Below are 12230 nucleotides of genomic sequence, written 5' to 3'. Positions count from 1 at the left end.
AGGCCGCATTTGCGGCGCTGAGCCCGCCCGCCCGGGGTCACCGGCCCTTCCCGACAGGCTCGTCAGTCCGAGAGCGCATGTACAATTACCTCGATTTTGAAAAACCGATCCAGGACCTGGAAGGCAAGATCATCGAGCTGAAGAAGCTCGCCGAAAGCGGCGAGGCGGTCGATGTCGCCGAGGAGATCGCCCGGCTCGAGAAGCGCGTCAAGGACGCCTTGCGCGACATCTACAAGGCATTGACGCCCTGGCAGAAGGTGCAGGTGGCGCGTCACGTCGACCGGCCGCACTGCCTGAACTACGTCGACAAGCTGGTCACCGACTTCACGCCGCTGGCCGGCGACCGTGCCTTCGGCGACGACCACGCGATCATCGGCGGCTTCGCCCGCTTCAGGGGCCAGCCGATCGCACTGCTCGGCCAGGAGAAGGGCTCCGACACCAAGAGCCGGCTCAAGCACAATTTCGGCTCGCCGCGCCCCGAGGGCTACCGCAAGGCGGTGCGCATCATGGAACTGGCCGACCGTTTCGGCATCCCGCTGGTGACGCTGGTCGACACCGCCGGCGCCTATCCCGGCATCGATGCGGAGGAGCGCGGCCAGGCGGAGGCCATCGCGCGTTCCACCTCGGCCTGCCTGGGGCTCAAGGTGCCGTCGGTCTCCGTGGTCATCGGCGAAGGCGGCTCGGGCGGTGCCATCGCCATCGCCACCGCCAACCGCGTCTACATGCTGGAGCATGCGATCTATTCGGTGATCTCGCCGGAGGGCGCGGCCTCGATCCTCTGGCACGATTCGACGCGCTCCAAGGACGCCGCCACCTCGATGCGCATCACCGCCCAGGATCTGCTCGACCTGAAGATCATCGACGGCATCATTGCCGAGCCGACCGGCGGCGCGCATCGCAGCCCGGATACGGTGATCGCCGCCGCCGGCGACACGATCGCCAAGGCGCTGGCGGAATTCGCCGGTTCCAACATGGATTTCCGCGAGCACCGCCGCGAGAAATATCTGGCGATCGGCCGCAGCCTCTGATTGCGTCTGTCGCCCGCCGACAGGATTTCGCCACAAATGTGGCGACAGTCTCCTGCGATGAAGGGGCTGCCGGGCCCTTGGTTAAGACTTGCAGTAATCAAATTTCAAGGTTAACCGACCTAAGGTCCGGCTGACGCTCTGGCGGCGATATGCCGCCGGGCGGGATGTGACTGGATTGACGCCGATACCGATGCCGATGATTGCCAGATTGCTCCGCGCCGGATTGCTCGTTGCCGCCTTGGGCGCGGCCGGCTGTACAGAGTCGACGCTCAACGTGGCCGGCGGCCACGCCGAGGCGCCTGTCCCGCAGAAGCTCGTCAAGGTGATGCAGGCCAAGGGCATGGCCCGCAGCGCGCCGATCGTGGCGCGCGTCTTCAAGGAAGAGAACAAGGTCGAGATCTGGAAGCAGAAGTCGAACGGCCGCTACGACCTGCTTGCCTCCTACGATATCTGCAAGATGTCCGGCAAGCTCGGGCCGAAATACATCGAGGGCGACCGGCAGTCGCCCGAAGGTTTCTACCACGTGCGCCCGGCGCAGATGAACCCGAACTCGCGCTATCATCTGGCCTTCAACATCGGCTACCCCAACGCCTATGACCGGGCGCACGGCCGCACCGGCTCGAACCTGATGGTGCATGGCGCCTGCTCCTCGTCCGGCTGCTTCTCGATGAACGACGCGCAGATGACCGAGATCTACGCGCTTGCCCGCGATTCCTTCCGCGGCGGCCAGACCGAGTTCCAGATCCAGTCCTACCCCTTCCGCATGACCGCCGCCAACATGGCGCGCTACCGCGACGATCCGAACTACGCGTTCTGGAAGAACCTCAAGGAAGGTTACGACCACTTCGAGATCACCAAGGTGCCGCCCAAGGTCGATATCTGCGAGAAGCGCTACGTCTTCAACGCGGTGACCGACCCGAACGCCACGTTCTCGGCGGCCGGCGCCTGCCCGACCTTCACCCAGCCCGATTCGCTGAAGGTGGCCTACCAGTCCTACCAGACCAGCTACGAGGCCGCCTTCAGCAGCGCCGTCGGGGCAAAGCCGGTGGCGCCCAAGCCGACCATCATGGGCATCCAGGAAGCCAGGCTGGTTTCCGAATGGACGAAGAAGCGGGCCCGCGGCGAGCGCGTGACGATGGAGCCGCCGTCGCTGACCGCAGACGGCGGCGTCGTCAACACCACCACGCGCATGGGCCGCGTCGATTCGCCGGCCGGCCGAAAGATGGCGGCGATCGAGGCCGCCGAGGCCGAGAAGAAGAAACAGGCGGAAGAAAAGGCCGCCGCCAAGGCGGCGGCGCTCGCCGCCGAGCAGGCGGCGCGAGCGCCGGTTCCAGAACCCGCTCCGGCCGCCGTTCCCACCGACCCCATGCCCACCGCGGTGGCCGCGCCCGTGGCCGAGCAGCCCGGCATGCTGAGCCGCGTCGGCAAGCGGTTCACCAACCTGTTCGGCGGCTGATCCTGCAAAGCGAGAAGACGGCCGGGGTCTACGACCTCAAGGGGCTGAACTGCCCGCTGCCGGTGCTCAGGGCGCGCAAGCGGCTGGCCGGCATGCCGGCCGGCGCGCTGCTGTGGGTCGAGACCACCGACCCGCTCGCCGCCATCGACATCCCCGCCTTCTGCCAGGAGCACGCCCACCGGCTCGTCCGCACCGAGCGGACGGCTGCGGGCCACCGGTTTCTGATCGAGCGGGGGTGAGGCGGGACGGCGTGTGCAGCTTCTAAGTGTGCCTTTGGACGCTGTGCCGTGATCCCCCTCTCCGTCTCGCCCTTCGGGCTCGACACCTCTCCCCCACATTCGTGGGGGCGAGGAACCGCTGCCGCGCGGGCGGCGTTTTTCCAGCCTGGGTTCCTCGCCCCCGTGAAGCGGGGGAGAGGTGTCGAGCCCGAAGGGCGAGACGGAGAGGGGGGCTTGCAGGCCGAAAAATCAGAGTTCAGGCCCTGCCTTGGCGCGAAGCACCCCCCTGATGCTGGCCGCGCCGCTCACCGCATGAAACCCGGAATCCCCAGCGGATTGTCCCTGACCGCGGCCCGGTCCGGAGTGTCGACCGCCGGCTCCCCGGTGACGATGGCGAACAGCCGGCGGACATAATCCTCCGGCATGTCGAGCGTGATCAGCACCAGGCGCACGCCGCGCGGGCCGTCCGGCCAGGCCGGCAGCCGCGCCGGCGGGTGCAGCGTCTTCTGCACGCCGTGCACGACCAGCGGCCGCGACGGATCCTCGGCGAGTTCGACGATGCCCTTCATCCTCAGCAGCCTGTCGCCATGCACCGACATCAGAAGGTCGAGGAACATCTCGATCGCCGCATAGGGTACCGGCCGCCCATGCACCAGCGAGAAGGATTTTATCCGCTGGTCATGATGGTGATGGTGGTCATGGCCGTGGTGATGCCCATGGGCACCGTGGTCGTGATCGTGACCATCCTCCGCCGCCTCGCCCAACCAGCGCCTGACGTCGGCGGTCTTGCTGGCGGGATCGTAGAGGCCGCAGGCGAGCAGGCCGGCAGCGCCCGCCTCCGGCCCCTGCACGTCGAGGATCGCCGCGTTCGGATTGAGCGCCCTGAGCCGCCCGCGCAGGGCGTCGACGGCGGCGGCATCCGCCACCAGGTCGGCCTTGGTGATCACCAGCCGGTCGGCGACCGCGGCCTGCTTGACCGCCTCGACATGGTTGTCCAGCGTCGCCGCGCCGTTGACCGCGTCGACCAGCGTGATCACGCCATCGAGCCGGAACGCCTGCACCAGCACCGGATGCGCCATGATCGACTGCAGCACCGGCGCCGGATCGGCGAGGCCTGTCGTCTCGATGACGACACGCGCCAGCTTTTCGATCCGGCCGGTCTGCAACCGGTCGATCAGGTCGGCCAGCGTGTCGACCAGCTCGCCGCGCACCGTGCAGCACAGGCAGCCGTCGGAAAGCTGGATGACGCCGTCCGACGCCTGCTCGACCAGAAGATGGTCGATCGCCACCTCGCCGAACTCGTTGACGATGACGGCCGTGTCCTTCAGTTCGGGATCGCGCAGCAGCCGGTTGAGCAGCGTCGTCTTGCCGGCGCCGAGGAAGCCGGTCAGCACCGAGACGGGGATCGGATATGGGCTCACCGCGGCATGCCTAGCGTATGGTCGCGCCGTCGCCCTGCTCGGCGGTGCGCAGTCCCGGCACCGGCATGTCCGGACGCCAGGTCGGGATCGGCACGTCGGCATAGGCCTGCGCCTCCGCCACCGCCTTCGGCACAGGGCCCTGGGCGCCGCCCAGCCTCACCGAGACGAGCCGGCGCGGCCGCGGCAGCTCGGCGGAATAGATCGGCACTGTCCTGACGGCCCGGCCGGCCTTGATCGCCTCGCGCAGCTCCTTGTCCTTCTTCGCCCTGGCGGCCCGCACTTCCTTGGAGCAGAGCTGGTCGTACATGTTGACCGGCAGGTTCGGCGCGGCGGATGCCGGCCGCAGCTCGGCCAGCGACGGGCCGCTGCCCGGCGCCGCGGCGAAGCCGCGCGACAGCAGGTCGGCCGCCTTCTCGTCGCGCGCCTCGACCGATTCCCCGCCGACCACGATCGCCATCAGCGTGCGGCCGTTGCGGCTGGCCGACGCGACCAGGTTGAAGCCGGACGGGCAGGTATAACCCGTCTTCATGCCGTCGGCGCCGTCGTAGCGGCCGAGCAGATTGTTGTGGCTGGGAACCTCCTTGCCATCGGCAAGCAGCCCCTCGATCGAGAAATAGTCGGAATATTGCGGAAAATCACGGCGCAGCGCGACAGACAGCAGCGCCAGGTCGCGCGGCGAGGTGTACTGGCCGTCGTCATGCAGGCCGTGCGGATTGATCCAGTGCGAATCGGTCATGCCGAGCCGCCGCGATTCGGCGTTCATCATCTCGGCGAATGCGGCCTGCGAGCCGGCGACGCTCTCGCCGAGCGACATTGCGACGTCGTTGGCCGACTTCACCATGATGATCTTCAGCGCATTGTCGACAGTCAGCACCGAGCCCGGCTTGTAGCCCATCTTGCTCGGCGGCAGTTCCGACGCCTTCTTGGAGATGCGCACCGGCGAGGAGAACGTCAGCTCGCCCGACTGGATGGCGCGGAACACGACGTAGGTCGTCATCAGCTTGGTGAGCGAGGCCGGATACCAGCGGTGGAAGGCGTCGTCGCTCTCGATCACCCGCCCGGTGGCCGGGTCGAACAGGATGGAGGGGTTGGCCGCGGCCGGCGCGACGTGCAGCGCGGTCGAGGCGGCCATGCCGGCCAGCAAGGCGGAAATGAGGAGAGTGCGTCGGATCATCGTTCCGAAATAGCCTCTTGCCGTGATCGAGCATAGGTCAATAAGCTTGTCCGTCGCATCGCGCGACGGCTGGCGACGCGTTCGCGACGCCGGGACATCATTCGGTGCTATTTAGTCTATGTGACGTCAAAATGGCAAAGCCCGGGCGGCGGCAAGCTGCGCTGCTGAAACAACGAACGGAAGTGGGACTGCGACATGCCGATTCTGAACCGCGCCGCCGAGTTGCAGGACGAGGTCGCCGGCTGGCGCCGCCACCTGCACCAGAACCCCGAGCTCAACTACGACGTGTTCGAGACGGCGCGCTTCGTCGCCGAGAAGCTTGCGGCCTTCGGCTGCGACGAGGTGGCGACCGGCATCGGCCGCACCGGCGTGGTGGGTGTCATCAAGGGCCGGCTGGGCGACGGTGCCACGGTCGGCCTGCGCGCCGACATGGACGCGCTGCCGATCAGCGAGACCTCCGGCAAGCCCTACGCATCGAAGACGCCGGGCAAGATGCATGCCTGCGGCCATGACGGCCACACCGCCATGCTGCTCGGCGCGGCGAAATACCTCGCCGAGACGCGCAACTTCGCCGGATCGGTGGCGGTGATCTTCCAGCCGGCCGAGGAAGGCGGCGCAGGCGGCCTCGCCATGGTGCGCGACGGGATGATGGACCGCTTCGGCATCGAAAGGGTGTTCGGCATGCACAACATGCCCGGCCTGCCGGTCGGCCAGTTCGCCATCAAGCCGGGGCCTATCATGGCCGCGACCGCCGAATTCACCATCACCGTCAAGGGCCGCGGCGGCCATGCCGCGCTGCCGCACAAGGCGATCGACCCGATCGTGGCGGCCAGCCAGCTCGTCGTGGCGCTGCAGACGATCGTCTCGCGCTCGACCGACCCGGTCGACGCGCTGGTGGTCACGGTGACGAAGTTCCATGCCGGCGACGCCTACAACGTCATCCCCGAGCATGCCCAGATCGCCGGCACCGTGCGCACCCTGCGCAAGGAGGTGGCCACCGCCGCCGAGCAGCGCATGAGGGCGGTCTGCGACGGCATCGCCGCGACCTTCGGCGTGACCGTGACGATCGATTACGACGCCAACTACCCGGTGACGGTGAACGACGCCGAGCAGGCGGTGTTCGCCGGCGACGTCGCCGCCGAGATCGCCGGCGATCCGCATGTCCACCGCGCCATCCAGCCGCTGATGGGCGGCGAGGATTTCTCCTACATGCTGGAGGTCCGGCCCGGCGCCTTCATCTTCATCGGCAACGGCGACAGCGCCAACCTCCACCACCCCGCCTACGACTTCAACGACGAGGTCATCCCGCACGGGGTGAGCTACTGGGTCAGGCTGGCGGAGGCGTCACTGGCGGCGTGACGACGAGGGCCGGCGCCGGATAATCGCCCGCGAGCTACCCCCACCCCTAACCCCTCCCCACAAGGGGGAGCGGGACCGGCTTGCATCTCCGCCAAACATCAACCATCAACGGTTTTCCGCGGCACGGCGGCCGCAAAGCGCCCTCCCCCTTGTGGGGAGGGGTTAGGGGTGGGGGTACAATACGGCGGAATTCATCACCCCTCCCGCCAGGCCGAGCGCAATATTCGCAGCCAGTTGCCTCGGCAGATCTTGTCGAGGTCCGTGCCGGTGTAGCCCGCCCGCTCCAATGCGGCGACCAGCTTCCGCAGCCCGGCCGCGTCGCCGATCTCGGCCGGCACGGTGGCGCCGTCGAAATCCGAGCCGATCGCCACGCCGTCGATGCCGAGCCTGCCGACGAGATGGTCGATATGCCGCACCATGTCGTCGAGCGGCACGGCGGCATCCTCGCGGCCGTCCGGCCGCAGCATGGTGACGGCGAAGTTGAGCGCCACCAGGCCGTTGCTCGCGCGGATGGCATCAAGCTGGCGGTCTGTGAGGTTGCGCGCCACCGGCACCAGCGCATGCGGGTTGGAGTGGCTTGCCACCAGCGGCCGGTCGGTGATTCCCGCCACATCCCAAAACCCCTTTTCGGTGATATGCGACAGGTCGACCAGGATGCCGAGCCGGTCGCAGGCGCGCACCAGCCGCCTGCCGGCCTCGGTGAGGCCCGGGCCGGTATCGGGGCTGCGCGGATAGGCGAACGGCACGCCGTGGCCGAAGATGTTGGAACGGCTCCACACCGGCCCGAGCGAGCGCAGGCCGGCGGCATGCAGCACGTCGAGCGCGGCGAGATCGGGATCGATGGGCTCGCAGCCTTCGAGGTGGAGCACGGCGGCGAAGATCCCGTCCCGCATCGCCGCCTCGATCTCCGCCGTGGAGCGGCAGAGCCGCCAGCCGCCGGAATGTGCCAGCCGGACGGCGATCGAGGCGAACTGCAGCGCTATGTCGAGCGATGGCGCGCGCTCCAGCGGCCTCGGCAGCGGCGTGTCGTAGCGGCCGTCCGGCCCCGGCGCCTTCATCTGCAGGTCGTCGGAGGGAATGTAGATCGCGCACAATCCGCCCGCCAGGCCACCAGCCTGCGCGCGGGGCAGGTCGATATGGCCGAACGGCGACCCGTCGATGAAGTCGCGGACGGGGTCGAACCCTTCCCTCTCGCGCCGCCAGAGGCGAAGCAGGACGTCGTTGTGGCCGTCGAACACGCGCTGCATGGAGATCCTTCGGATGAGATGGCGGCATCAGGCTAATCGTTGCCGCGGCATCCGCAAGCCCGTCCGGTGGGACTGTCCGCGGTCGTCGGCCGCGCCAGGGGTTTAATCCTCGTCCTCGCCGCTGATCCAGGAATGCGGCGACACCTTCTTCTGGGTCGAGCCGTCCACGAACACCCACCAGCCGGCGTCGCCCTCGTCCCAGTCGCCGCCGGTCTGCCGCATCCGCTCCAGCGAGCGGTACTGTCCGATCGATTCGTTCTCCTGGCCGTCGGCGTCCGTCCAGACGATCCGCACCTTCGTCCCGTCCGCAGGCGCCGTGGCGATCGGTCTTGTCGTTGCCATTCCAGTCGCTCCCGTCGATCCGTATCGCACCGGCATCATCGATCCTCGGCGGCGCCGAGGCAACCCGCTCCGACCCTTGCGGGAACCGGCGGCGGAAACCGGCGATATGGTTAGCCAATCCTTAAGCGTTTGCCGCCGATACTCGCGCGGGGAAGAGAGGCGGACGAAATTCGCCTGTACGGGGCTGCACGACGATGAAGCACGATGAAGGGGGAGGCCCGAACGCCTCGGTGGAAGACACTCCGTCGGCGGCCGTCCTGGCTGGCGAAGGCGGCTGCGCCGCCCTGGATCTCCCGGCGATGGAAGCCGAGGAGTTGATCCGCGCCGGCGCCGACTGGGTCTGGGAGACCGATGCGGACCTGCGCTTCTCCTGGCTGTCGGCCGGCTATCGCGAGATCACCGGAATCGATCCCGCCGACGTGCTCGGCCGGTTCCGCTTCGATTTCCTTAACTCCGACGAGCGCAGCGGCGGCCGGGCCGCGCAGCATCTCGACGACCTGCAGGCGCGCCGCCCCTTCCGCGACTTCGTCTACGCGCTCAGGGGCGCCCGCTCGGACTGCGGCTGGATTTCCGTGACGGGGTTTCCGCGCTTCGACGACACCGGCTGTTTCCTCGGATACCGCGGCACCGCGCGCAACATCACGCGCATCGTGCAGGCGCTGGACGAATCCGACGATCATGCCGACGGCGACACCGCGACGATGGCCGTCGGTGCCAACATCGGTCACATGATGTCGGCGCTGAACGTGATGTCGGACGCCTTCTGCTACTACGACGCGCAGGACCGGCTGCGGCTGTTCAACGCGTCGATGGTCGCCATGTATCGCGGACTGGAGGATGTGATCCAGCCCGGCCTGGCCTTCGCCGAGCTCGTCGACGAGGGACTGCGGCGCGGCATCTGGAACACCGGCGGAGTGCCGGCCGCGCAGTGGCGCGAGGCGGTGCTGTCGACCCGCCTGGCGCGCTCGCAGGCACCGATCATGATCCGCTTCGCCGACGGCCGCACCATCATGCATCGCGATCTGCCGAGCGACGCCGGCGGAACGGTCGGCATCTGCACCGACATCACCGAGCTGGAGAACCAGCGCTCCGCCCTCGACGCGGCGAACAGGCAGAGCGAATATCTGCTCTCCGACCTGCAGCGCACGATCGATTCGCTCGACCTCGGCGTGGTGCTGCTCGGCGCCGACCTCAACGCCGAGATCATCAACAAGGCGTTCTACGTCATCTGGAACCTGGAGCCCGACTCGGTGGCGGTCGGCTCCCCCTTCCGCGCGCTGATGGACATCAACCGCCACAACGGCATCTACGAAGTCGCCGACGGCGAATGGGAGGCCTACGTGGCCTCGCGCACCGCCGAGATCCGGGCGGGCGACGTGGCGCCGCGCGAATTCGCCCGCGCCGACGGCAAGACCATGGTCTATTCCGTCACCGCGCTGTCGGGCGGCAAGCGGCTGGTCTCCTATTTCGACGTCACCGAGATGAAGGAGCGCGAGCGCTCGCTCCACGAATCGATGCGGCAGATCGAGCTGTTCCGCCACGTCCTCGACGAGCTGCCGGTCGCCGCCAACATCAAAGCCGCCGACCTCACCGTGGAGTATGTGAACAAGGCCTGGTGCGCGCTGACCGGTTTCACGGCCGAGCAGGCCGTCGGCCGCACCGACCGCGAGTTGTTCGGCGTCGGCGAGGCGGACGGCTTCTCCGCCGACGATGCCGGCGTGGTGACGAGCGGCAGCGTCGTGGAGACCGAGGAGGCGGTCACGCATCTCGACGGCACCGTGCGCCAGCTGATGACGCGCAAGAGCCGCGTCGTCGCCGGCGACGGCACGGTGCATGTCTGCGGCTCCAGCACCGACATCACCGACATCAAGAGGCGCGAGGCGCTGCTCAGGGAGAGCCTGCGCGAGAACGAGGTCTTCCGCGGCCTGATCGACAACGTCCCGGTGGCCATCTACGCCAAGAAGGAGGACCTGAAGCTCACCTACGTCAACAAGGGCTGGTGCGACCTGACCGGCTTCTCCAAGGATTTCGCCATCGGCCGCACCGACGTCGACATATTCGGCGCCGACGGCGAGCTTCTCGCCGAGGCCGATCGCGCCGTCTTCGCCTCGGGCGAGCTGCGCGAGATCGAGGAGACAGTGACGTCGCCGGACGGCTCGCTGCGCCACCAGGTCGCCCGCAAGGGTGCGTTCACCGCCTCCGACGGCTCGCTCTACCTGATCGGCTCGACCGTCGACGTGACGGAACAGAAGCGGCGCGAGGGACAGCTGCGCGAGGCCGAGCGGCGCGCCGTGCTCGCCGACCGCGCCAAGTCGGAATTCCTCGCCAATATGAGCCACGAGATCCGCACGCCGATGAACGGCGTGCTCGGCATGGCCGAGCTGCTGGCGCGCACCGAGCTCGATTCGAAGCAGAAGACCTTCACCGACATCATCGTAAAGTCCGGCAACGCGCTTCTCACCATCATCAACGACATCCTCGACTTCTCCAAGATCGACGCGGGCGAGCTGGTGCTCGACCCGGCCCCGTTCAACCTTCCGGAGGCGATCGAGGACGTCGCCACGCTCTTGTCGACGCGCGCCAAGGAGAAGGATCTGGAGCTGATCGTCCGCCTCGCTCCCGACCTCAACGAGACCTATGTCGGCGACGTCGGCCGCATCCGGCAGATCGTCACCAACCTCGTCGGCAACGCCATCAAGTTCACCGAGGCGGGCCACGTCCTGGTGGAAGCGGTCGCCGACGGGGACGGCGGCCTGCGCATCGCCGTCACCGATACCGGCATCGGCATTCCGGCCGACAAGCGCGACCTCGTGTTCGAGAAATTCAGCCAGGTCGATGCGTCCTCGACGCGCCGGCACGAGGGCACGGGCCTTGGCCTCGCCATCACCTCGCGCCTGGTCGAGATGATGGGCGGCTCGATCGGCGTCGATAGCGCCGAGGGCAAGGGCTCGACATTCTGGTTCACGCTGCGGCTGCCTTTCGCCGAACGGCTGAGCGAGCCGAAATGGGTGCCGGTGGACGTCACCGGCGCGCGCATCCTCGTCGTCGACGACAATCCGGGGAACCGCGCCATCCTGCTCGAGCAGATGGCGAGCTGGCGGTTCGACGCCTGCGCCGCTTCGAGCGGAGCCGAAGGGCTGGAGGTGCTGCGGGGGGTATCGCGCCTCGGACTGGCGGTCGACTGCCTGGTGCTGGATTACCAGATGCCGGGCATGTCGGGCCTCGACATGGCGCGCGCCATCCGCGCGACCACGGCCTTCGCGCAGACGCCGATCGTCATGCTGACCTCCGTTGACCAGTCGCTCGGGACGGCCGCGGTGCGCGACCTGCTGATCGACGCGCAGCTCACCAAGCCGGCCCGCTCGTCGCTCCTGCTGGAGACGCTCGTGACCACCATCCAGAGGGGCCGCCACCGCCGCGGACCCGTCGCGCCGGAGCCCCGGCCGATGGCCGCTCCGGCGGCTCCGGCGGCGGAGGCCGGGCCGAGTGAGCCGGACGCAAGCCCCTCCGCCGCCTTGCAAACGCCGTCCGCCGTGCACCGGGTCGACATCCTGGTCGCCGAGGACAACGAGGTGAACCAGCTTGTCTTCACCCAGATACTGTCGGAGACGGGCATGACCTTCCAAATCGTCGGCAATGGCCGCCTGGCGGTCGAGGCGGTCCGCGACGGCCGCCCGCGCATGGTGCTGATGGACGTGTCGATGCCGGAGATGAACGGCATGGAGGCGACCGGCGCCATCCGCGCGCTGGAGGCCGAGCGCGGCGGCCACACGCCGATCATCGGCGTCACCGCGCACGCGCTCAAGGGCGACCGCGAGCGCTGCCTCGAGGCGGGCATGGACGACTACCTGCCGAAGCCGATCAGCCCCAAGGCGCTGCAGGAGAAGATCGCCAGATGGGCCGGCATCGTCGCAGGCCGGCAGGATCAGGCCGCCTTGGGCTGAACACCCGGCCCGGGCGGCCGGCGCGTCCCTGAACACCGAAG

General features: G+C 68.3%; 9 protein-coding genes. 5 read left to right on the top strand and 4 right to left on the bottom strand.

Annotated features, from left to right (window positions below):
* Positions 1-77: 77 nt before the first annotated feature.
* From AC5JDC_RS13855 to AC5JDC_RS13845, 3 genes are all read left to right on the top strand, one after another.
* Positions 78-1028: an acetyl-CoA carboxylase carboxyltransferase subunit alpha gene (locus AC5JDC_RS13855; RefSeq protein ID WP_106775071.1), complete on the top strand. Its 951-nt coding sequence runs from the start codon at positions 78-80 to the stop codon at positions 1026-1028.
* A 196-nt stretch (positions 1029-1224) separates the two neighbouring features.
* A complete protein-coding gene (locus AC5JDC_RS13850) occupies positions 1225-2484 on the top strand; it encodes a L,D-transpeptidase family protein (protein ID WP_495841906.1) in 1260 nt (419 codons plus the stop codon).
* Positions 2481-2723 carry a sulfurtransferase TusA family protein gene (locus AC5JDC_RS13845; RefSeq protein WP_495841973.1) on the top strand — a complete coding sequence of 81 codons (243 nt, stop codon included), beginning with the start codon at positions 2481-2483 and terminating at the stop codon, positions 2721-2723. Before AC5JDC_RS13850 ends, AC5JDC_RS13845 begins: the two co-directional genes overlap by 4 nt.
* Before the next feature lie 284 nt (positions 2724-3007).
* Here the strand turns inward: AC5JDC_RS13845 and AC5JDC_RS13840 are convergent, their stop codons facing one another.
* Positions 3008-4123: a CobW family GTP-binding protein gene (locus AC5JDC_RS13840; RefSeq protein WP_495841904.1), complete on the bottom strand. Its 1116-nt coding sequence runs from the start codon at positions 4121-4123 to the stop codon at positions 3008-3010.
* Positions 4124-4133: 10 nt separating this feature from the next.
* Positions 4134-5297 carry a D-alanyl-D-alanine carboxypeptidase family protein gene (locus AC5JDC_RS13835; RefSeq protein WP_495841902.1) on the bottom strand — a complete coding sequence of 388 codons (1164 nt, stop codon included), beginning with the start codon at positions 5295-5297 and terminating at the stop codon, positions 4134-4136.
* Positions 5298-5492: 195 nt separating this feature from the next.
* On the opposite strand from AC5JDC_RS13835, the gene AC5JDC_RS13830 reads away from it, so the two are divergent.
* Entirely contained in the window at positions 5493-6656 is a 1164-nt protein-coding gene (locus tag AC5JDC_RS13830) for a M20 aminoacylase family protein (RefSeq protein ID WP_495841900.1), read from the top strand.
* Between the two features lie 194 nt (positions 6657-6850).
* Here the strand turns inward: AC5JDC_RS13830 and AC5JDC_RS13825 are convergent, their stop codons facing one another.
* Both AC5JDC_RS13825 and AC5JDC_RS13820 read right to left on the bottom strand, forming a co-directional pair.
* On the bottom strand, positions 6851-7903 hold the full coding sequence (locus AC5JDC_RS13825) for a dipeptidase (protein ID WP_495841898.1): 1053 nt from the start codon (positions 7901-7903) through the stop codon (positions 6851-6853).
* 102 nt (positions 7904-8005) lie between these two features.
* Positions 8006-8245, bottom strand: a complete 240-nt coding sequence (locus AC5JDC_RS13820; protein ID WP_106775066.1) for a hypothetical protein — start codon at positions 8243-8245, stop codon at positions 8006-8008.
* 194 nt (positions 8246-8439) lie between these two features.
* Between AC5JDC_RS13820 and AC5JDC_RS13815 the strand changes: the two genes are divergently transcribed.
* Positions 8440-12189: a response regulator gene (locus AC5JDC_RS13815; protein ID WP_495841896.1), complete on the top strand. Its 3750-nt coding sequence runs from the start codon at positions 8440-8442 to the stop codon at positions 12187-12189.
* Positions 12190-12230: the final 41 nt, after the last annotated feature.

Source organism: Kumtagia sp. (genome assembly GCF_059502445.1).
Note: the sequence above shows the minus strand (reverse complement) of the source record. Positions and strands in the feature narration are given on the sequence as shown.